The 21,168-nt window shown below is 32.1% G+C and carries 20 protein-coding genes and 1 pseudogene; 8 read left to right on the forward strand and 13 right to left on the reverse strand.

What is annotated here, in order from left to right:
- The first annotated feature begins 171 nt into the window (after positions 1–171).
- The gene (locus tag PTA89_RS09185; RefSeq protein ID WP_003699254.1) at positions 172–447 is read left to right on the forward strand and encodes an HU family DNA-binding protein; all 276 of its coding nucleotides are present in this window, start codon (positions 172–174) and stop codon (positions 445–447) included.
- Positions 448–513: 66 nt separating this feature from the next.
- Here PTA89_RS09185 and PTA89_RS09190 read toward each other — a convergent pair whose 3' ends face one another.
- The 3 genes from PTA89_RS09190 to PTA89_RS09200 all read right to left on the reverse strand — a co-directional run bounded on the left by PTA89_RS09190 (position 514) and on the right by PTA89_RS09200 (position 3,004).
- Entirely contained in the window at positions 514–1,467 is a 954-nt protein-coding gene (locus PTA89_RS09190; RefSeq protein ID WP_324177507.1) for a hypothetical protein, read from the reverse strand.
- A gap of 72 nt (positions 1,468–1,539) precedes the next feature.
- Positions 1,540–1,974: an N-acetyltransferase gene (locus tag PTA89_RS09195; RefSeq protein ID WP_160994007.1), complete on the reverse strand. Its 435-nt coding sequence runs from the start codon at positions 1,972–1,974 to the stop codon at positions 1,540–1,542.
- 187 nt (positions 1,975–2,161) lie between these two features.
- Positions 2,162–3,004 carry a DegV family protein gene (locus tag PTA89_RS09200; RefSeq protein WP_324177508.1) on the reverse strand — a complete coding sequence of 281 codons (843 nt, stop codon included), beginning with the start codon at positions 3,002–3,004 and terminating at the stop codon, positions 2,162–2,164.
- 148 nt (positions 3,005–3,152) lie between these two features.
- Here PTA89_RS09200 and PTA89_RS09205 point away from each other — a divergent pair, with 148 nt between their 5' ends.
- The 4 genes from PTA89_RS09205 (at position 3,153) to PTA89_RS09220 (ending at position 7,435) form a co-directional block, all read left to right on the forward strand.
- Complete coding sequence (locus PTA89_RS09205; RefSeq protein WP_003699259.1) at positions 3,153–3,662, forward strand: DUF1836 domain-containing protein; 510 nt, start codon at positions 3,153–3,155, stop codon at positions 3,660–3,662.
- Between the two features lie 63 nt (positions 3,663–3,725).
- The gene (locus PTA89_RS09210) at positions 3,726–4,493 is read left to right on the forward strand and encodes an epoxyqueuosine reductase QueH (RefSeq protein ID WP_250201207.1); all 768 of its coding nucleotides are present in this window, start codon (positions 3,726–3,728) and stop codon (positions 4,491–4,493) included.
- A gap of 404 nt (positions 4,494–4,897) precedes the next feature.
- Positions 4,898–6,001, forward strand: a complete 1,104-nt coding sequence (gene ald, locus PTA89_RS09215) for an alanine dehydrogenase (protein ID WP_324177509.1) — start codon at positions 4,898–4,900, stop codon at positions 5,999–6,001.
- Between the two features lie 39 nt (positions 6,002–6,040).
- Complete coding sequence (locus PTA89_RS09220; RefSeq protein ID WP_324177510.1) at positions 6,041–7,435, forward strand: APC family permease; 1,395 nt, start codon at positions 6,041–6,043, stop codon at positions 7,433–7,435.
- A 257-nt stretch (positions 7,436–7,692) separates the two neighbouring features.
- Here the strand turns inward: PTA89_RS09220 and PTA89_RS09225 are convergent, their stop codons facing one another.
- From PTA89_RS09225 to PTA89_RS09250, 6 genes are all read right to left on the reverse strand, one after another.
- Positions 7,693–8,091 (reverse strand): hypothetical protein, encoded by a 399-nt coding sequence (locus PTA89_RS09225; RefSeq protein ID WP_242439820.1) that lies wholly within the window; start codon positions 8,089–8,091, stop codon positions 7,693–7,695.
- Positions 8,092–8,296: 205 nt separating this feature from the next.
- Positions 8,297–8,605: a nucleotide pyrophosphohydrolase gene (locus tag PTA89_RS09230; protein ID WP_081541166.1), complete on the reverse strand. Its 309-nt coding sequence runs from the start codon at positions 8,603–8,605 to the stop codon at positions 8,297–8,299.
- Positions 8,606–8,610: 5 nt separating this feature from the next.
- Positions 8,611–10,350 carry a DUF2075 domain-containing protein gene (locus PTA89_RS09235; protein WP_324177511.1) on the reverse strand — a complete coding sequence of 580 codons (1,740 nt, stop codon included), beginning with the start codon at positions 10,348–10,350 and terminating at the stop codon, positions 8,611–8,613.
- Between the two features lie 257 nt (positions 10,351–10,607).
- Entirely contained in the window at positions 10,608–10,862 is a 255-nt protein-coding gene (locus tag PTA89_RS09240) for a hypothetical protein (protein ID WP_081541164.1), read from the reverse strand.
- A gap of 21 nt (positions 10,863–10,883) precedes the next feature.
- Positions 10,884–12,275: an N-6 DNA methylase gene (locus PTA89_RS09245; RefSeq protein ID WP_324177512.1), complete on the reverse strand. Its 1,392-nt coding sequence runs from the start codon at positions 12,273–12,275 to the stop codon at positions 10,884–10,886.
- Between the two features lies 1 nt (position 12,276).
- The gene (locus PTA89_RS09250; protein WP_193524629.1) at positions 12,277–12,834 is read right to left on the reverse strand and encodes a restriction endonuclease subunit S; all 558 of its coding nucleotides are present in this window, start codon (positions 12,832–12,834) and stop codon (positions 12,277–12,279) included.
- Between the two features lie 213 nt (positions 12,835–13,047).
- On the opposite strand from PTA89_RS09250, the pseudogene PTA89_RS09255 reads away from it, so the two are divergent.
- Positions 13,048–13,974: pseudogene (locus PTA89_RS09255) on the forward strand (tyrosine-type recombinase/integrase); the annotation flags it as partial.
- A gap of 164 nt (positions 13,975–14,138) precedes the next feature.
- Here PTA89_RS09255 and PTA89_RS09260 read toward each other — a convergent pair.
- Positions 14,139–14,348 carry a hypothetical protein gene (locus PTA89_RS09260; RefSeq protein ID WP_180858683.1) on the reverse strand — a complete coding sequence of 70 codons (210 nt, stop codon included), beginning with the start codon at positions 14,346–14,348 and terminating at the stop codon, positions 14,139–14,141.
- Between the two features lie 154 nt (positions 14,349–14,502).
- Here PTA89_RS09260 and PTA89_RS09265 point away from each other — a divergent pair, with 154 nt between their 5' ends.
- Positions 14,503–16,218 carry a hypothetical protein gene (locus PTA89_RS09265; RefSeq protein WP_324177513.1) on the forward strand — a complete coding sequence of 572 codons (1,716 nt, stop codon included), beginning with the start codon at positions 14,503–14,505 and terminating at the stop codon, positions 16,216–16,218.
- Between the two features lie 305 nt (positions 16,219–16,523).
- Here the strand turns inward: PTA89_RS09265 and rhaD are convergent, their stop codons facing one another.
- The 3 genes from rhaD to PTA89_RS09280 all read right to left on the reverse strand — a co-directional run bounded on the left by rhaD (position 16,524) and on the right by PTA89_RS09280 (position 19,881).
- Positions 16,524–17,339 (reverse strand): rhamnulose-1-phosphate aldolase, encoded by an 816-nt coding sequence (gene rhaD / locus PTA89_RS09270; protein WP_003710833.1) that lies wholly within the window; start codon positions 17,337–17,339, stop codon positions 16,524–16,526.
- 87 nt (positions 17,340–17,426) lie between these two features.
- Positions 17,427–18,584, reverse strand: a complete 1,158-nt coding sequence (locus PTA89_RS09275) for an L-rhamnose isomerase (protein ID WP_003708669.1) — start codon at positions 18,582–18,584, stop codon at positions 17,427–17,429.
- Between the two features lie 19 nt (positions 18,585–18,603).
- Entirely contained in the window at positions 18,604–19,881 is a 1,278-nt protein-coding gene (locus PTA89_RS09280; RefSeq protein ID WP_324177514.1) for an MFS transporter, read from the reverse strand.
- A gap of 267 nt (positions 19,882–20,148) precedes the next feature.
- Between PTA89_RS09280 and PTA89_RS09285 the strand changes: the two genes are divergently transcribed.
- Entirely contained in the window at positions 20,149–21,168 is a 1,020-nt protein-coding gene (locus PTA89_RS09285; protein WP_003708666.1) for an AraC family transcriptional regulator, read from the forward strand.

Genomic DNA, 21,168 nt, shown 5'->3' on the forward strand with positions numbered 1-21,168 from the left:
AGCCCTATATAAAAGTTAATTGATAAAATTTACTTAATTTTTACTTTTTAATTTCTAGATTCTTATAATTTTTTTATAAAGCCCTTGCAAAAACACATTTGAATATAGTACAATTGCAGAAGATTAAGGTTTTATAGCCCTAATACCTATATTTATTGGGAGTGATTATTAATGAACAAGAACGAATTAGTAGAAGCTATCGCAGAAAAGATGGGTACAACTAAGAAAGAAGCAGAAGCAGCTGTTTCAGCATTCACAGAAACAGTTAAAGAAGCTTTAGTAGATGGTAAGAAAGTACAAATCATCGGCTTTGGTAACTTCGAAGTACGTGAACGTGCAGCTCGCAAGGGTCGTAACCCACAAACAGGTAAGGAAATCGAAATTCCAGCATCTAAAGTTCCTGCATTCAAACCAGGTAAAGGCTTGAAAGATGCTGTTAACAAATAATTATTAACAGATAATTAAAAGACCCTAGCTTGCAATTGAGTTAGGGTCTTCTTGTGTCTCTTTCTCTTATCCTTTGTACCAAACTTCAAGTAAATCTTTAGAAGTAAATTCTAAATGAGTATGGTTTCCTTGTAACAACAAATCTTCAACTAATTTTTTATCGAAACTGATATAACCTTCCCATTGGCCTTTATCAGTTATTTCAATATAAATTTCCAATAATTTCTTATCAAAATCAGCATGATTCAATAACCAGCTTAATGCACGACGTTTTCGATAACGTTCTTTAGCATTAATTAAGCGATGTTCATAACTTTCATAAGCATCTTTAACTTTTAGATATCCCAAACTATTGTTATCATCCAGAATTTTCTTTGTCTCTCTGTCAATTATTACGTATTTTCTGTTTTCACTATCTGATAATTCTTCTGATCTTATGGCAGCATACTTTTCTAGTTTATCATCTAAAACATCTTCCACTTTTATATCTTGATAATCATCTATTGTTGGTACTTCTTCTACAAGAGTATCTAATTCATCTGCATTTTCTTCTCGCCATAACTCATATTGATCCAAATACCATTGTTCATTCTCACTATATTCTTGTTTTTTATTAGATAGTATATATCCTACCAATTGATTTTCGTTTTCAGGAATAGCTTGATATTGATATGTTTTATCCAGTCTTTGAAATTTCTTTGGCCATGTAATTAAAGATGCAATATCTCCATTATTTTTGTTTCCTAAAACGTTAATGTCTGGTCTTGCTTCAAAATTTAATTGCGTACCTGATGTTAGCCTTCCAAGTTTAGCCAGACTTTTCCCATATCCCAACCAATAATATTTAGCGATTAATTCTCCAGTATCCGCTAAACATACATTCTTTAACAATACAGTTGGATATATATTTTTTAAGCTACTTGATTTTCTTTCACGAACAGTTACATCTGCTTTAATAAAAGTTGCAGTAAAATTATATTGAGTTAAATTCTTTAATTTTTTCATATTTACTGTACTCATAATTTATCCCCCATTTTTCAGTGCTAATAATAATATACGCAATTCAAAAATTTTCTCGCTAAAATTTAGAATTTATTCGACTTTATTTTTATTCCAAATCATCGTAAATTCAATTTCCCCTGTATGTTCATCATTCTGCTTAGAAACAATAGTAAACCCATTTTCACGATAAAATCTTAATGCATGTTCATTCTTTTGATACACATTTAATGACAATGTACTGTGCAATTGTTTTACATATTCCAAAAGTTGCCTACCAATACCTTGAGAACGATACGCTTTATCAACAAAAATCCCTGCAATATATTCATCCATCAGTCCAATAAATCCCTTTATTTCTCCATTTAAATCATAAACAAAAATATCAGCTTTCAATAATTGTTTTTCCACTTCTTCAAAATTAGCTTTCCAATACTCTTTAGCAATGAAAGAATGGGCATCTTCATTTCCCGCAAGCCATAACTGCATAACTATCTGAGTGTCTGATATCTGAAATTCTCTTATCATTTTATTCTCTCCTATAAATAGCTTTCTTACTCATTTATTGTATCCAAAACTAAACGATAAAATTAATGTAGCATTACTCTTACGTATCCTTTTTTATAATATTATAGAAAAGCTTTATTTTACAGAATTTTCCAAATAAAAATCCCCACCCAAAAGGATGAGGAATTCTTATTAATAAATTTTATTTTTAACCATCATTCACAGTACAGCCGACCATTAGGCCACCTTTTTCTGCATAAAAGCTACATAGTGCTGTACAAATTCCAATTTCTATCTGACAATCAGGATACTTTGCTTGAATTAAGCCCTTCAAAGCTAATGCACCTTTTTCATTGTTTGCGTGATCAATTACCACTTTTTTACTATTAAAATTATGCTTAACTAATGTATCTACCAAAGATTGATATGCACGTTTAGCTCCACGTGCTTTTCCTAATTGTTCAATCTTTCCTTCTTCGTTCGCCCAACCTAGCACATTAATTTTTAAGACTCCTGCAAGTTTCGCAACAGTTTTATTTATTCGACCATTATTTGCTAAATTCGTTAATGACTGTAATCTAAAGAAGATTTTTAAATGGTCAATATAAGCTTGAACTTGTGTTACTACTTCAGAAAAGTCTCCCCCTTCATTTAGTAATTCACTAGCTTTAACAGCTGCCATACGTTCTGCTGGACCTGCTGCTTTTGTATCAAAGACGTGTATTTTTCTATTTGGATCTTCCTCTAGAATCATTTTTTTAGCTGTTTGTGCAGTATTATACGAACCCGAAAGTGCACTTGAAATTGTAAAAATATATACTTCATCAGCATCCCCTATTGCTGCTAAATAACTTTCAACACTAGGACAAGAAGATTTTATTTCTGTTGAACTGTTTTCGATAAACTTATCGAATTCAACTTGATCAAAATCAGTACCATCTAAAAATACTTTCTCCCCACAAATTAAAGTTAAACCTACACTTTGATGTTCAATACCATTTAATGCAGTTACATTTAAATTTGCTGCTGAATCTGTAATTATTTTCTTCATAATTCCAACCATTCCTTATTTATAGAATTTTCATTAAGCTTATAAAATATAAAAAACATTGTCAACGGTTTTTAAAAAACTTATAATAAGTTTTACATTGATAAAATGTTACTTTACCTATATACTTAGGCTAGCGAGGTATCAATTTATGAATAGAGAATTTAAAATAAGCCAAAGTATCCAAAATTTTAAACTACCACGATATGACGATTTACCTGAAGTTGAATTGTATTTAGACCAAACTACTGCATACATCAGCGAAAGGCTTGAAATTTTGGGCGATGTAAAGCTAACTAGTTCGATGATTAGTAATTATGTTAAACATAAGATAATTCGCCGACCTGTTAAAAAGCGTTATGCAGCTGATCAAATTGCTGAATTATTTTTTATTGCTGTTGCTAAAAATGTAATGCAACTTAGCGATTTAAAAGCAGCAATCGAACTACAAAGACGAACATATTCAACTAAAGTTGCCTATAATTATTTTGTAGAAGAATTAGAAAATATTCTTCCGTATGTCTTTGGTTTGAAAACTGACTTAGATGAAATAGGCAATGAGCATACCGAATATCAGCGTATGCTACACAATATTATTATGGCTGTTAGTTATAAAGCTTACATTGATAAATATTATGCTAATTTACGTCAAGAAAATTAGTTCAATCTGCGATTTTAATGGTATTATAGTATTTGAGTTCGTTATAGAATCGAGATGAGTCAATTGATAGATGTAGAAGAAATTCTTGCTAAAATGAATAAAAATCAAAAGATCAATTACGATAAGGTCATGCAAAAAATGGTTAAGAAATGGGAAGAAGCTGACACTCGCCCACGTATTCTTTTACACAGTTGTTGTGCACCATGTAGTACATACACGCTTGAGTACTTAACAAAATTTGCTGATGTTACTGTTTACTATGCTAATTCAAATATTCATCCACGTGCTGAATATCAACGTAGAAAATATGTCCAACAAAAATTTATTCATGATTTTAATGAAAATACTGGCAATGATGTAAAATTTATTTCGGCCCCTTATAAACCACAAGAATATTTCGAAAAAGTTCGTGGACTTGAAAAAGAAGTCGAAGGTGGTGCACGTTGTCGTGTTTGTTATGATTATCGACTAGATAAAGTAGCACAAAAAGCTGTAGAATTAGGTTTTGATTACTTTGGAAGTGCACTAACAATTAGTCCACATAAAAATTCTCAGGTTATTAATCAAGTCGGCCTAGAAGTACAGAGTTTATATACTACCCACTACCTTCCTAGTGATTTCAAAAAAAATGGTGGTTATCAACGTTCAGTTGAAATGTGTCATGAATACGATGTTTATCGCCAATGCTACTGTGGTTGTGTCTTTGCTGCTAAAGCTCAGGGTGTTAATTTAAGTAAAATTAGACGTGAAGCACTAGAATTTTTAGAAGGTAAAGATGCAGATAAGGAATTTCCTGAAATAACTTTTAAAATTAATGGTGAAACTATTTAATTATTAAAAAGGACTGAAATTATTAAATTCAGTCCTTTTTTATTTTTCCCAATTTTAATAACCTAATATAAATTTTCCATAAATTACTTGATATATCTACTCTCACATCAACCAGTCTAATCATTTATTAATTATATATTTAATGTATAATTAATCATTTCTAACAATCGTTCTAATGTTGTTTTATAAATAACAAGGTAAGAGCAACTTTGTGAAAAAACTCCCAAAACCCGCTAATTAAAGGGGAATTAAATTTCACAAACTTTAGGTTTAGGGGTTGATATTTATCTTTTTAAGTGTTATTCTTACATTAGGTTGAAAGCGCTATCAACGAAATATGAGAAATTATTTGAATTTTTATTCATTATTTGGAATATTCATTATTTGGAAAGGAGTATCCTATTATGTTAATCGGTGTACCTAAAGAAATCAAAAAACAAGAAGAACGTGTTGGTGCTACTCCAAGTGCTGTAGCAAGCTTAGTTCATGCAGGCCATTCAGTAATTGTTGAAAAAAGAGCTGGCGTTGGCTCTGGTTTCCCAGATGAAGAATATATCGCTGCTGGTGCAACAATGGGTTCAGCAGAAGAAGCATGGGATACAGAAATGGTCATCAAAGTTAAAGAACCTTTGGAAAGTGAATACCAATACTTCAAACCAGGTCAAATCATCTATACTTATCTTCATCTGGCCGCAGATAAACCATTAACAGAAGCCTTAATTGAAAAGAAGGTTACAGGGGTAGCATACGAAACAATGGTTGGTAGAGGTGGCGGTTTACCACTTCTCTTCCCTATGAGTGAAATTGCTGGTCGTATGTCAATTCAAGTTGGATCTCATTTCTTAGAACAAGTACATGGCGGTAAAGGTATTCTATTAAGTGGTGTTTCCGGTGTACATCGCGGTAAAGTTACTATAATCGGTGGTGGTACTGTAGGTTTCAACGCTGCTAAAATTGCCGTTGGTATGGGAGCACAAGTTACAATTCTTGATATTAACGCTCAACGCTTGGCTGAAATTGACAATATCTTTGATGGAAAGATTCAAACTTTAATGTCAAATACTGCTAACATCAAGAAAGCTGTTGAAGAAGCTGATTTAGTAATCGGTGCGGTTCTAATTCCTGGCGCTAAAGCACCAAAATTAGTTACAGAAGAAATGATTAAGAATATGAAACCAGGTTCTGTTATCGTTGATATTCCTATCGACCAAGGTGGTATCTTCGAAACAACAGTGAGAGCAACTACTCATGAAGATCCAATCTATGTAACACATGACGTTATTCATTATACAGTTGCTAATATGCCTGGTGCTGTTCCAAAGACAGCTACAGAAGCACTTTCTAGTGCAACAGTACGCTATGCTATTGAAATTGCTAATAAAGGTATTGATAAAGCTGCTGCTGACGATAACACAATATTTACAGGAATTAATACACATCAAGGTAACCTTACTTCTAAAGCTGTTGCAGATAGTTTAGACCTTCCATTCACACCTTATAAAGGTTAACATTTGCTCCTTTAGCTTGGAAAGGAGGCGACCTAATCTATGAAAAATAAAATTGACGTTAATAAAGTATTAAAAAACGCCAGCATTAAGTCGGAAGACGAACGTTCTTTAGGTCTTTTTGATCTTTCCATTCTGGGAATCGGTGCGATGATTGGAACTGGAATTTTGGTTTTGACTGGTATTGTAGCCGCTACTACTGCTGGTCCGGCAGTTATCTTTTCTTTCTTAGTAGCTGCTATTGCTAGTGGTTTGATTGGGCTATGTTATTCTGAACTTTCAACTTCAATCCCTAACTCTGGAAGTGCCTACATTTATGCCTGGGTTACCATCGGGCAAGTTATGGCTTTCTTTGCTGGCTGGACACTATTAGGAGTTTATATTACTACAACAGCTACAGTTGCAAATGGATGGACAGGTTATGTCCACTCATTCTTAGCAGAATTTGGTGTACATCTACCTAAAGCTTTTCTAGCTGCACCATCAGCAGGCGGTATTATGAACTTACCAGCGATTATCATGATTCTATTCATTACCCTAGTGTTAACAAAAGGAACTAGTGAAAGTAAGCTACTTAATAACATTTTAGTTATTATTAAACTAACTGTAATTTTCCTATTCATTATTGTTAATGTTAAACACATACGTCCAACTCACTGGCATCCTTTCTTCCCATATGGTGGTAGTGGTATCATGGTTGGAGCATCAACTGTTTTCTTCACCTTTCTTGGTTTTGATGCTCTCGCTACTTCTGCAGAAGATGCTAAAAATGTTCAACATAATTTGCCTCGTGCTATTATCATTTCACTTGTAGTTTCAACTGCTTTGTACGTAGCAGTTAGTCTAGTAATGACCGGGGTTGTTCCTTACAAGGAACTCAATGTTGCTGAAGCCATGGCTTTTGTACTTTTAGAAAAGGGACATACTTTAACTGCCCAAATTGTTTCTGCCGGTGCTATTTTAGGCATCATGGCCGTAGTACTTGCCTTTGTTTATGCAGGAGCTAATATTACAATGTCCATGAGTCGTGGTGGTTTCTTACCTAAGCAGCTAGCTCACTTAAATTCTAAGAGTCATAGTCCTAACCGTGCGCTATGGTTAAATGGACTTTTAGCAGCTATTCTTGCTGGATTTATGGATATGAGAAACTTAGCTTTAATTGCTAATGTCGGTTCTCTGGCAGTCTTCAGTCTAATCTCTTTAATCGTAATTTTATTACGTAAACAGCAGCCAGATTTACCACGACCATTTAAGGTTCCGTTTGGAAATATCCTACCAATCCTATCAATCGTTGTGTGTATTGTTTTAATGATAAACATCACCCTACCAGCTTGGATTAGTTACTTTATCTGGCTCGGAATAGGTTTACTCTTCTATCTTGGTTATTCCGTTCGTCATGTTGACGTTAATCAAGAACATGCCGGAGAAGCTGAATAGATTAATATAAAAAAAATCCGTTCAATGAATTTTTGTTCATTGGACGGATTTTGTTTTGTTATCCAAGATAATTTTATAAAGACATTTGAACCAAACTAAAGAATAATAAGGCTAGGCCAAATAATCCTAAAATAACATAAAAAATACAACCTACACATCCTGCTAGATCTTCCATGTCAATCCCTCCTGTTGTCTAATAGTTTTTGAAGCCTTAGTCATGTACTACATGAAGTTAGTTAGTTTCTTCCTTCAAATGATTACCTATTCATTCCGTCGCGATACCCTTCTTTATATCCACGAAGATAATATCTAGTATGTTGTGCACTTTCATCGCTAGATAATGTTTGATGCTCAGTCGTCCCCTCTTCTTTATCTTGCTGACTAGCTTCAAAACCTGCATTATAGCCCCTAGTATATTCTTCATTGTGACGATATCTAGCATGATGGTTGATTAACATCGCCCAGATCCAAGGATTTGTAATAATACTTTGACGATAATAGTCATTGCGATATTTTTTCTTGGAAATCTGATTATTCAAAATATCATTTGTCTGCGATCCAGTAAATGTTGCAATCGACCCTGTATTAGAGTAGCTGCTACTACGATAGCTCGACATATTATCATGATGACTATAGCTGCTATGATCTGAGCTCATCTTGTGGCTATAAGAATACTCCGACTTGCGTATTCGGTATCTCGGCACTCTTCTCACACGTGGTGTATGATAGCGATAAGTGCGAAACCTTGCTGCACTGACAGTAGTAGCTCCACAGGAAAGAATTGTTATTAATGCTAATAATGATATGGTTAGTTTTTTCATCAATCTACTTTTCAAATTTTGTAATAACGTTAATATGAATCTATTCATCTTGCTTCCAATGTCTCTTTTTATTAATTTCTACTTTCTTTTGAATCTCTTCATATGGATTCATCTCCAATTTATCTACCATATAAAATAAATAAATTAATGTATCTGCAATTTCTTCTTTCAATTTTATCTTATCTTCTTCGGATAAAGAACCTTGTTCGTTTTTCCATTGAAAAATTTCTAATATCTCACTAGCCTCCAAATTAACAGATATTGCTAAATCTTTAAGATTATGATATTTTCCCCATCCTCTAGCGTCACGAAATTTATCTATCATTTCAATAACTTCTGTATATTCCATTAAAATTAATTTCTCCTCTTAAATGCATTTTTTAAAGCCTTCTGTAGTTCATCATCGACAGCATGAATATATAATCCATGTACGCCTCTTGTTAACAAAACATTAAGTTCATTTTTTAGTAATTTTTCACCAAATTTTTTCTTTTCTCCACTATGCATAGTCCTGTTGTTAATAGCTTTTTTATTTGAACTAGCAGATGGATCAAAAATTACTCTTCCATCTCGATACTTTACAGATGGACCTATTTCAACGCCAACATAATTTAAATCCATACCTTGAACTGTATAAGTGGAACCTATCTCATCTATAGTATGTGGTTGTTCAGGCCAAGATAACTCATTATAATTTACACTGCTAGAATTCCTTTGATCTCTAGAAGGTTTTAATTGCAGATTCCACGGCATATGCCATGTACCTTCAGATACTTCCCAGTAACCATGTTCTTTTTTTGTACTAGAATAATCCCAATCAAAAGTAGCTACCATTCTACTTAAGCCATTCTCTCTGTCGTTAGTATTTTTTTCAACAATAGCTTTTCCCATTTCTTGAGGTGTATCAAATAACTGAAGGTCATAGATTTCATCCCTTGGAACAGTATTAATCTCCCCTTTATCTATAAAGTCTCTAATCCATCGTATGGTCTTTTCGGATGCTCTAATTCTCATTTGCTCATTAAGGAAAATAGATTTTGTATCAAATTTTTCTAATTTTATTCTATCGTCATCTTCTACAATTTGTGTTGTCTGTAAAACTTGTTTTTCATCATAAACTGCTAACGTTACTCTTGCACGCTTAATAATATCTATTAATTCATTAGTACCATGACCATAATATGCTTGACTTCTTTGGGTTAATAGTAAATGAGCCTCATCTACAAATGCCACATCTATAGGTTCATCAATATTAGTTTGATTCAAAAAGGTAGTTACTTTCAAAACTTTCGCATTATCAGTTAAATCTAATTTTTTTGCTATTTGCCGATATATTTTCTCCTGTTGTAAGTGATTAACCATTAATACAATTGTAATATTTCGCTTCTTAGCAAGTTCATAAAAAATATTACTCATCAACACTGTCTTCCCAGCACCTGCGTTACCTATCACTTTGATTAGTTGATTATTCTTTTTTTTATCCAAAGCTTCATCTATACTTAAAAGTATTTTATCCTTAGCATGTAATTGATTTTTTGTTAATTTATTAAAAGGAGATGCTTTAAATAAAGCAGAATCTTCAATTAATTTTTGCGATGGAAATAGCATTTCATCTTTCTTATGCAATTGTTTCCAAATCTTATTAAAAATTTCCTTCATTTCATCAGAAGTATAATATATATTTTGTGAATTTTCTCTTCTGTTGTTTAATTTCCCTACTTTTTCTACACTAGACATATATTGCATTAGTCTATTTTCTATATCCAAAGTTAGTGACTTATTAAAATGCTCATGACCTATTATGTACATTTCAGCATCTTTTAATTTTTTTAATTGATCCCAATCTTCTCTAATTTCAGGATCTATATCAATATGTTCAAGCGTTCTTCTTTTTATATTATTAGTTTCACCAACATAAACTGTATAATAGTTATTTTTCTTAGAAGTTATTACATAAACAGTTGGATAATCAATAAGATACTTCTGATTTTCTTCTTTTACTGTGACATCATTTTTTATTTTGTAATCTAAATTTTGGGCATCTTCTCGAGAATATTTCATTTTATATACAACTGGTTTAGAAACTTTTTTCATTTTTATCCCTTCAATTCATAATTATTCATAAAAGTACTTATCATAGTAAGTGATATTATTATACCATCTATATAATAAAAAAATTCCTGCATAGTATACTTGCTATGAAATACAATAAAAATCAGACTAAAAAGTTCATATCTTTCCATTTTAGACACAGGACCAATTTTCTAATTTCTTCTATATCTAAATTGGCAAATTCAAGAATTTACTTACTAATATTTTTGAGATCTATTTTAGTTCTTGATTTTTCTAAACTAAGCATTTTTATCTGCTTTATTTTCTAAATTATCTATCTTCTTATTTAGTCGCTTGATGTCGTACTTGATATCTGTTAATCTAAGATAACCAATAAAGGCAATTGTTAATATTGTTTCTAAAAGTGCACGTACATCTAGTACACTCTTATCTCCTGTCATCATGAACTTAATTTGGTTAAACACAAATAAAACTAACATTAAAGTAACTACAACATCTAATACACCGTTCAATATTTTCAATGCTTTTTTCATTTCCTAACTACCTCTCTATTCTTAATCATCAATCTCCACCAAACCTAAATCTCCCATCAAATTCTTCAATGCAGCATCAGTTTGACTTAGTTTTTCATCTAACTTTTCAAGATTCTTTATTTCTTCTTGATAATCCAATTTCTCTTTAAATTTATACTGATTTACATAACGTGCTACTGATAAATTAAAATCATTTTTCTCAATTTCTTCATAGCTAGCCATATGAGAGAATCTCTGTACTTCTTTCTTTTCATTGAAAGTATCTACAATTTTATCGACATTGGCTTCTGTTAGAATATTTTCCAAGCCTTTCTTCTCATACTCTTGGCTTGCATTAATAAAGAAGACATCTTTATCTTCTGATGATTTTCTAAATACTAGCAAACAAGTAGCGATTGTTGTCGAAAGTTTCGTATTCCCTGGCAACTGGATTACCGCCCTAATATTTCCATCTTCTAAAAGTTTACGTCTAATATTGTATTCTTTGGCTCCTCTAAATAGCGTACCTTGAACAACTGACACAACCATCATGCCATTGTCTGATAATTTATCTATTCCATCTAAAATGAATCCCCAATCAGCTTTGTTAGGCATCTCACCATAATCTCGGTAACGTCTATCTTGACTTAAATTTCTATCAACATTCCATTTCATATTTATAGGTGGATCAGACACTACTATATCAACCTTGCCAAATTCCCAGTTATTAGCCAATGTATTTTCATTCTTAAATTCAAATTTATCATCATCTACATCATTAACTATTGCGTTCATAATGGCTGTCTTTATCGCTTGAGTACTGATATCTTGACCATAATATCTATTCTCTTTGAGTGCATCTTGATTTATGCCTAATAATAAACTCGCAGTTCCTAAAGCTGGGTCATAAATTGATACTCCTTCTTTTTTACTTCCAACTAACTTAGTAATCAACTTACGGATATTTTTCGAAGTATAATCGTAATTATCTTTAGCACCACTGCTTCGTTTAATTATCTCTAAATTTTCTTCAAAACTTACTTCATTACGTGAATCTATCTTTTCAAAAGCAGTTTCGCTCGGTAAACTTGAAGTACTTCCCCTAACATCTTGGAAGATATTTTTTAATTTTGGATTTTTTTCTTCTATATTATATAGGGATTTTACGAGTTCAACATATTCAAATTTATTGGCCTTATACATTTGGTAATGATGATAATATGTATCTTGTGGCGCTATTACGAATTGAGCATCCTGAACAGTCTCCCTACTTTCTTCATATTTTTTCTGTACTTCTAAAATGCTGCCATTTTTATCAAATTTTCGTAAAACTTTTTGTGAAATTGATTGATAAAATGCCATTAACACATAAAAGTCATGAATAGTGATATAGCTATCTTTAGCTGCTAATCTTTCTTCTAAAACCTTATCCATATTAAACCGCCTCTCTGTTGTTTAAATCTTTTTCCCCTAACATTTGTAAGTACAGATCTCTTTCTAACTCCGCTTTCTCCATAGCTAATGTATACTTTTTCATAATCTCTTTGTAAGCTTCCCCCATCTTCTTTTGGTCAGCTATTTCCGGCAGATTAATCTCTAAGTCTTCAAGATTAGCTTTAGTTAATTTTCTAATAACAGATCCATCCATAATGGCTGCTTCTTGGTACCTAATGTATTCGGACTTATTTAATAGATAGCATAAATACCAAGGGTATAATGTATTCTCATCAAGGATATTTAAACGAAGAAAAATTTGATTAAGCATCTTACCGGCATTTCTAGAATGAACAACACTTGCTAGATTACTTACAGTATTAATCACAACATCTCCCCTTGCTGTAATACTTTTACCACTAGCCTTATCGTGTTGATAATCCTCACCATGACCTAAGTCGTAGTTAACATCTTCTATGGTATATAGCGTATAATTTTGATCCTTTACGCGAACTGAATTAATTCCACTTTCGATTTTTACCAATTCATTCAATTTCATACTATTTTCAACTCCTTATCTATTTTAAATTTTCTAGTAATTTAACTATATTACCTAACACATTTTATTATATCTTAGTTTTCTAAAATTTCAACAACTTTTTTGTAATTTAATTATATTACTCAGGAAATATACTAGAGATACTTAATATTCAATCAAAAATAAACTACTGATATATTTAATTCAGCTAAATAATTAAAGAGGTGATGGCTAGTTCCAAGAAAAAGTACAAAATTATTCCATAAATACTATAAAGAATGGATTGAACTATATAAGAAAGGTGCCGTACGTCATGCGACATTGATAAAATATAAACTTGCTCATAAACACGTTAAAGAACTTTGTCCTGACTTACATTTACATCAAATTGATCGTAAAAACTATCAATTACTTTTAAATAAATTTGCCGAAAATCACGAACGTGAAACAACGCTCGATTTCCATCATCATCTAAAACCATGTCTTGTAGACGCATATGAAGATGGGATAATTAGAGTTAATCCTACAAGAAAGGCTATTATTAAAGGAAATCAAAAAAGAAAGAAAAAGAAGAAATTTTTAAATATGGATGAACTACAGGCTTTATTATCTGAATTGAACTTATCTTCCGAAGTAAATTGGGATTGGTTTATCTATCTAATTAGCAAAACTGGTCTGAGATTTGCCGAAGCGTTGGCCCTAACACCTGCTGACTTTGACTATGAAAATCAACAAATAAACATTAATAAATCTTGGAACTACAAGTTCAAAGATTATGGCTTTCAACCCACCAAAAATAAAAGCTCTAATCGGAAAATTTTCGTTGATGATAGTACTTTAAAAGCTTTCAAAAAATTGATAAAAGAAAAAGACCCCGATCAACCTATTTTCGTTAATCAGGATCAAAAAATTTTCAACTCTACCGTCAACAGCAGACTGGCAACCTTATGTCGGCATGCCAACATTCCTACAATTTCCATACATGGATTACAACACACACATGCATCGCTACTATTATTCCAAGGTGTATCAGTTTTGAGTGTATCGCGAAGATTGGGACATGCTAATATTACGACTACCCAGGAAACATATCTACATATTATTAAAGAACTTGAAACTAAAGATAATCGGAAAATTTTGAAACATTTAAAAGAGTTGTAGGATTGAGATGTAGTTAAGATTTATCTTTAACATTTTAAATTATTATGCTATAATCAAGTTATTAAAGGTTTTACTTACCTTTTATTTTTTTTTTTTACTAAAAATTCTTTTTAAAGAAATGGAGGGCTATTTTCGCCTTCCATTTTTTTGTATTTAGCTATAGACTATTCATCTCTCTTTAAAAGTCTCATGTATGGAACTTCCGGATTTTGACTATCATCTGAAATAACTTCTGGATCGACAGGTCTTTCTATTGAAGACATGACTTCTCCCAAAAGATCTAGTTCTTCATCGCTTAAATCGTCTAACGCATCATTTTTATCCCAAATTTTATCTGCTATTTTCTTATTCTCATTTGTGGTGATTATATTCATTGTTTCCACAAACTTTCTTTGCTACCTAATGTAATTATAAACTATTTATGATATTTCAACATATAATGTTTGCGTTTTTGATCATTTAACAATATAGATACTGACAGTATGATATAATTAATTAACTAATTTTTATTAAAGGGGTTGTCAAATCATGTTAGTTATGACCTTAATGTACAGTCTCTTAGCTATCATAATTTTTGTATGTAAGTCGATATTTTTAAGAAATAAAAAGCAAACATTAATATCATTAAGTATTTTATTACTAGAAATATTATTAATTTTTATTTTTGTATATTTCTTACTCCCGTCGAGAAACTTACTCTCATTGTTACTAGGAAATGCCATTTTCGGTGGAATTTTCTTAATTTTAAATCTATTTATTGGAAATTTTGATGATGATATTCGCCGAGGAAAATTATGGGTTAATAAATCTTTTTCAATTGGATTATCAGTAGTTATGGTTATACTTTTGATAGCAGTTGGCGGTGAATTACATTCAATACTATCAGTTAAGCCAACTTATAATTCAATTTCGGTAAAAAAAGTCAGTTCCAAACAAGCTCCAACATTTAAACGCGGTGAAACTCCTGTAGCCTTAGCACCTAAAACCGTTTTAAATCGAGTAAGAAAAGCTGTTTCTGATTTACCAAATAGTCAATACTACAAAATTGCCGGAACTGTACAAGCACAATATATTCATGGTAAAGCAGTCTATATTGTCCCCGTTGAATACCAAGGATTCTTTGCGATGATGAAGGCAAAAAATATTCCTGGATATTTTATGATTGATGCAACGAGTCAAAATGCGACACCAAAATTTATCAAAAAACCGTACAAATATACTACAAGTGCCTATTTCAAAAGAGATGCCGAAAGACAACTATATCGAAATAATCCACAATGGTTGAAATTAGGTGATGGCGGCGCACAGCTAGAAATTGACAATAATGGAAATCCTTATTGGGTAGAAACAGTATATAAATCTGAATTCCTAAGTCACAGAATTAACTACAAAAAACTAAGAGTCATTGTTATGAACGCTGTTACAGGAAAAACTAAAACATACAAATTATCTAATTTACCAAAATTTGTTGATGAAGGTATCACTTCAGATGTTGCAGCAGAAATGAACAGTAATTATGGTAGTTACAAGCACGGATTTTGGAATCGTTTCTTAGGTAAAACAGATATGGAAGAACCAACTAATAATGGCCCAGAAGACGGCGTAACTTCAATATTCAACGAAAATGGAACCATTAGCTATTTCACAGACTTTACTAACCCTAATACTAAATCCGATTCTGCTTTAGGTTACTCCATGATTAATGCTCGTACAGGTGAATTAACTTATTACAAAGCTAATGGAATCATGGATAGTTCTGGTGCTAAGAGTAATGCTAACCAAAATTACAAAGCTCAACAATGGACAGCTAACATGCCTATCCTATATAACGTTGATGGACGACCAACATGGATCATGACTATTTTAGATAAAACACACGCAATCAGAGGATATTATTATCTCGATGCCGAAGACCAATCTATTTACGGAATAGGCTCCTCCCCAATTAGTGCCCTAGATAATTTTAGACAAGCATTAGTAAACAGTGGAGCTAAAGCATCAAATACACCTAATAGTAATCTAAAACAGATTACAGGAACAGTAGATAGAGTAGCAATAGTATCTAATAAAAACAAAGTAATGTTCACTCTTAAAGATAGTCAAATTGTTTACACCATCGATACTGATGATTTTGCCAAAGCTAACTTGCTTAGAAGTGGTGACAATGTTGGTTTTAAAGCCAACATTGTTAATGGACAAAGTATTGGGAACGTAACAAAATTTACCAACCATAACTTAAAGTAATTATAAATACTACATTTAGCCTCAATTCATTTTGAGGCTTTTTTGTACTTATAAAGACATTTATTTCTTTAGTTATAACTTTTTATAATTAGTTTGAGGTGATTTTCGTGAAACAAATTAAAGTTAGAAATATTGGTAACAGTGTTGGTATTATTCTACCTAAAGAATTTTGATCAGCAGAATTTTCCAATCTAAGCAAATGAAATTAGAATTTTAGCAAGCCTGTCAATTTTGACGGATTAAATATATCCAAAAAATAAGGTATGTCCTAGCTTTTCTAGAATCATACCTTACTTTCTATATCCTTATTTCAAAAACTTGCTATTAGCTGTTACACCAAATGCTTGTGCTAATTCTTTAAGTTCTTCATCTGTGATATCTTGTAAAATATTACCGCCCTGAGCCTGGATTGTTGTAAAGATTAATGCAGCTTTTTCAACTGTTTCAATCAATCCAAATGTTTCATCAGGATCTGAACCAACAGCGAAAATACCATGGTGTGGCCACATAACTACTTTAAATTCACTCATCTTGGCTGCAGTTGCTTCACCAATTTCATTTGTTCCTGGCGTCATATATGGAATAATACCTATGCCTTCAGGGAAAACTACTAATGATTCAGCTTGCATCTTCCATAAAATTCTTGAAAGACGTTTTTCATCTAAAGTTTGTGTAAATGACATCGCAATAAAATTAGTAGGATGGCAATGCATTACTACACGTTGATTTTCGTCTGTTTTTAAACGTTCAATATGTGACATCAAATGAGTAGGAAATTCACTTGTTGGTTTAGCACCATCTTCATATCCCCAATGTAAATCAGCATGTTTACCATCTTCAGTAATTTTAACTAATCCTACATCTTCTGTTGGTCTTGAAATTACATTTCTAAAATATCTGCCAGTTCCTGTAACTAAGAAATATTGACCTGCGACAGCTTTAGCATCAAAACCTAAATCAAAAGTTCGTTTTACTTCTTTAACATCGTCAAAATCTTTCAATTCATCTTCAGTAATACGAATACTGATATTACCACCGTTACGTTCATCCCAACTATTATCGTATGATTGTTTAGTTACATTACAAATATCTCTCATAAATTTAGAATTAATAAATTTCATTACATACTCTCTTCTTTCCACTAAAATTAAGTCAGCCTATCCTGTACAAAATAATATTTTGTGACTGACTTAATCCTAATTTATTTTCTAGTTACGTTTAAATTGAACATCTTTTTCATAACGACGAATCTCATCCATCCAGTCTAAACCTACTGGAACATTATTACGTTGACAGAATTCATCCCAAACTGCACCAAATGGGAAGGACTTCAATTCTTCAGTAACTGCTAGACGTTTAGTAAAGTCGTATTCATTTTCAGCTTTTTTCAAGTCGTCAATTGGAGCTAACATTGCTTGTAATAATGCCTTCTGTGTAGAACGTGCACCAATTACCCACGCAGCAACACGATTAATTGTAGCGTCAAAGAAGTCTAGTCCAATATTTGTCTTAGATAGCAAATCATCGCGAACTAGTGAACGAGCAATTCTTACTAATGCATCATCAAAGATTACTACATGATCACTATCCCAACGTACTGGACGAGAAACATGTAACATTAAGCCTTTACCAAATGGCATAAATGCTGAGAATTTATCTGAAACATCTTCTGTTGGGTGCCAGTGACCTGCATCAATTGTCCATAATTTATCACGTGTAATAGCGTAGTTGTTATAGAATAAATGAGAACCTACAGTATATGATTCAATACCTGTACCAAACAATTTACCTTCAAAGGCTTCAATTGTATTCTTTTCATCATATTTTTCTTTGATAATTTCATCCAACGATTCAATCAAACGTTTACGTGGAGAAAGTTTATCAATTGGATTATCTTTAAAGCCATCTGGAATCCAAAAGTTATTAACTGATTGTTGACCTAATTCTTCACCAAAGTAGTTAGAAATTGCTCTTGATTGCTTACCTACTTTAATCCAAAAATCTCTAATTTCTTTTTCTGGACTTGCCAAAGTAAAGTTATGTTTTACTTTAGGATGTGAGAAGAAAGTACCGTTCATATCAAGACCAACGCCTTCTTCTTTAGCCCAATCAACCCAATATTTGAAGTCTTCTGGTCCAACTTCATCGAAATCTTTCTTTCTGTCTGTTACCGCATACAAAGTATGTAATTGAATTTTATGTTTACCTGAAATCAAGGACAATCCTTCATGTAAATCTTGTGTCAATTCATCAGGAGTTCTTGCAATTCCCGGATAGTTACCAGATACTCCAATCCCACCTGTCAATTCTTGATCTGGATTTAAGAAGCCATGAATATCATTGCCTTGCCAACTGTGAATTGACAATTTTACTTTACTTAATTGTTCAATAGCTTTTTTCTGTATCTACACCGATTTCTGCATAACGTTCTTTTGTAATTTCATCCAAAAATTTTCCTCTTGTCTTAGGTGTCCACAATGTACCGATTACTAAAGAAACTACTAATAAACCAATCATGAAAGTTCCAGCTGCTTTGAAGCCCATGTTTTGTAAAATAAGTGGGAAGAAAATGGACCAGATACCTGCACTACCACGAACAACGAAGAACATAACACCTTGAGATCCTACACGATACTTAGTTGGGAATAATTCTGTTGCCCATAATGCGTACCAAGCTTGCGCACCAATACCTGCAGAGATACCCCAGATCACAACGAATGCGATTAAAGCTGTCCAACTCATACCAACATAAGTTAGAATTAACCATGAAATTACTGCCATTGCAGCACCTACAAAGTAAAATCCTCTATGGCTAACCTTATCCCCATACATAGCAAATCCAAAATATCCTGCTAAAGCTGTAAAGATCCAAAGAACTGCTTGTAGTAAGTTAGCTTGAAGATTTGATAAATCACCAACAGTTTCATAAACAAATAGCATGAAGAATCCCATTGCTCCAGCTACTAAGTTCCAGAACATATATACACCAATCAAGAATAATACCGATTTAACACTTACTGCGTTTGAGAATAAGTCTTTATATGGATGAGGTCTTTCGTCTGTTTCCTTTTCTTTTTGCTTTTGTTCTACCCATTCTTGAGATTCATCTAATCCTCTTTGCAATAACCAAGCTATAAATGCAATTAAAGTTAATAATGCAAATAAAATTCTATTTCCTAATAAACCTAGTGGAGCAAGTAACGTTCCGGCAACAAAGATAATAACTGGGCTCATTGACCATGAGAACTGAGAAATACCAATATTCTTAGCACGATTTCCTTCGTCTGATGTTTCTGAAATATATGTCCATGAAGCTAGAACCCCTGCACCAACTGCGATACTTGTGATTATAAAACCAGCTAAAAGCATTGGGAAATTCATTGAAAATACAACAATTAAAGTTCCTAGCATATATACCAGCATGTCATATGTGTAAATTACTTTTCTACCATACTTATCTGAAAGATGACCACCTATTAAAGCCCCTATCGCTGATCCAAAAGCATTAGCACTCAAAGCTCCTAAAAGTCCAACTTGAAAATTATCTAGTTTTAATGCAGAAGTCCATAAAGTTAAACCACTAGCACCCGCTACAATACAGCTTGAATCTAAAAAGTTAGTTAATGATACTGCCCAAGTAGCAAATTTTTTGTTACCAGCCATGTTTTTTCACTCCTAAATAATAAATTTAAGATAGCGCTCTCTTGTTTACATTTACAATATTAACCGTTTTTAAAACTAAATAGAATGCCATTAACACTCTAAAATGGTATCATTTTTTAATATTGAGTTTTACTTACTTTTTGTTGTTATTGATTAAATAAAGCTACTATATTAAAATAATCTTGGACCATAAGAAGTTATATTAGTATCATTTTCTACTATTTTATATAATAAAATTTAACATATTTATATTTAGGAGTTGATCCTGTGATTGATAGAAAGATATTAAATTCATTATTCGAATATACAGAGATTGAAAAAGAACAAAAGGCTACTCATACTTTTATTGAAGATTTGCCTATTTCAGCCATCGATATTGATAAAAGCCACCATAATGCAGCTCCAACACTTAATCAAAGTTTATTTAAGCATAATGCTGTATATATTAGTAAACATAATCGTTTTGCTGATTATCCACGACATACCCATGAATTTCTAGAAATTAACTATATGGTTACTGGATCCTGCAAGCAGATTGTTAATGGTGAGGTTGTTACTCTCAATGCCGGCGATATTCTTTTGATGGATATTGGTTGCCCTCATTCTGTTCATGAACTATCAGAAGATGACATTTTGATAAATCTACTCTTCAGAGATAAGGATATTTCTCTTGATTTTCTAGGTAGTATGCATAGTGAAAACAGTTCTGTTTTTGAATTCTTTTTAAATGTTTCTCTAAAAAACGAGAATAAGAGAAAATACTTTATTTTTCCACATAACAGAGACATTACTAAAACGATGGATCAAATTATTGATGAGTATTATTTACAAAGGCCTTACGCCTACCCTATTATCAACTCTTATCTTAAGATTCTTTTATCAAAAATCATGAGATACTATCCTTTACCAACAAACCAAATTAAGGATTATCGTCAAAAAATAATACTAAATATTATTGAAGATATTTCTAAAAATTATATTGATATCACCTTACCTGATCTTGCTAAAAAATATGGTTATAGCGAAAATTATTTAAGCTCTCTGATAAAAGAGGTCACAGGTAAAAATTTTGTTCAACTACGAACACAGCATCGCTTAAAAGAAGCAAGATATTTACTAAAATCAACTGATTTTCCAATTTCGGAAATCAGTCAATTAGTAGGGATCAATAATAAAAATTCCTTTTATAAGAAATTCAAAGAAGAGTATGGTTGCTTACCTTCTGAAATCAGAGATTCTTCTAAGAGAAAAAATGACCTTCAATCATCACTGAAAGGACTTATCTAA

Source organism: Ligilactobacillus salivarius (assembly GCF_035231985.1).
Lineage (GTDB): Bacteria > Bacillota > Bacilli > Lactobacillales > Lactobacillaceae > Ligilactobacillus > Ligilactobacillus salivarius.

Coding starts and splice junctions, on each gene's coding strand:
- PTA89_RS09185 (WP_003699254.1), top strand. CDS start 172: ATGAACAAGAACGAATTAGTAGAAGCTATCGCAGAAAAGATGGGTACA.
- PTA89_RS09190 (WP_324177507.1), bottom strand. CDS start 1,467: ATGAGTACAGTAAATATGAAAAAATTAAAGAATTTAACTCAATATAAT.
- PTA89_RS09195 (WP_160994007.1), bottom strand. CDS start 1,974: ATGATAAGAGAATTTCAGATATCAGACACTCAGATAGTTATGCAGTTA.
- PTA89_RS09200 (WP_324177508.1), bottom strand. CDS start 3,004: ATGAAGAAAATAATTACAGATTCAGCAGCAAATTTAAATGTAACTGCA.
- PTA89_RS09205 (WP_003699259.1), top strand. CDS start 3,153: ATGAATAGAGAATTTAAAATAAGCCAAAGTATCCAAAATTTTAAACTA.
- ald (WP_324177509.1), top strand. CDS start 4,898: ATGTTAATCGGTGTACCTAAAGAAATCAAAAAACAAGAAGAACGTGTT.
- PTA89_RS09220 (WP_324177510.1), top strand. CDS start 6,041: ATGAAAAATAAAATTGACGTTAATAAAGTATTAAAAAACGCCAGCATT.
- PTA89_RS09225 (WP_242439820.1), bottom strand. CDS start 8,091: ATGAGCTCAGATCATAGCAGCTATAGTCATCATGATAATATGTCGAGC.
- PTA89_RS09230 (WP_081541166.1), bottom strand. CDS start 8,605: ATGGAATATACAGAAGTTATTGAAATGATAGATAAATTTCGTGACGCT.
- PTA89_RS09235 (WP_324177511.1), bottom strand. CDS start 10,350: ATGAAAAAAGTTTCTAAACCAGTTGTATATAAAATGAAATATTCTCGA.
- PTA89_RS09240 (WP_081541164.1), bottom strand. CDS start 10,862: ATGAAAAAAGCATTGAAAATATTGAACGGTGTATTAGATGTTGTAGTT.
- PTA89_RS09245 (WP_324177512.1), bottom strand. CDS start 12,275: ATGGATAAGGTTTTAGAAGAAAGATTAGCAGCTAAAGATAGCTATATC.
- PTA89_RS09250 (WP_193524629.1), bottom strand. CDS start 12,834: ATGAAATTGAATGAATTGGTAAAAATCGAAAGTGGAATTAATTCAGTT.
- PTA89_RS09260 (WP_180858683.1), bottom strand. CDS start 14,348: ATGAATATAATCACCACAAATGAGAATAAGAAAATAGCAGATAAAATT.
- PTA89_RS09265 (WP_324177513.1), top strand. CDS start 14,503: ATGTTAGTTATGACCTTAATGTACAGTCTCTTAGCTATCATAATTTTT.
- rhaD (WP_003710833.1), bottom strand. CDS start 17,339: ATGAAATTTATTAATTCTAAATTTATGAGAGATATTTGTAATGTAACT.
- PTA89_RS09280 (WP_324177514.1), bottom strand. CDS start 19,881: ATGGCTGGTAACAAAAAATTTGCTACTTGGGCAGTATCATTAACTAAC.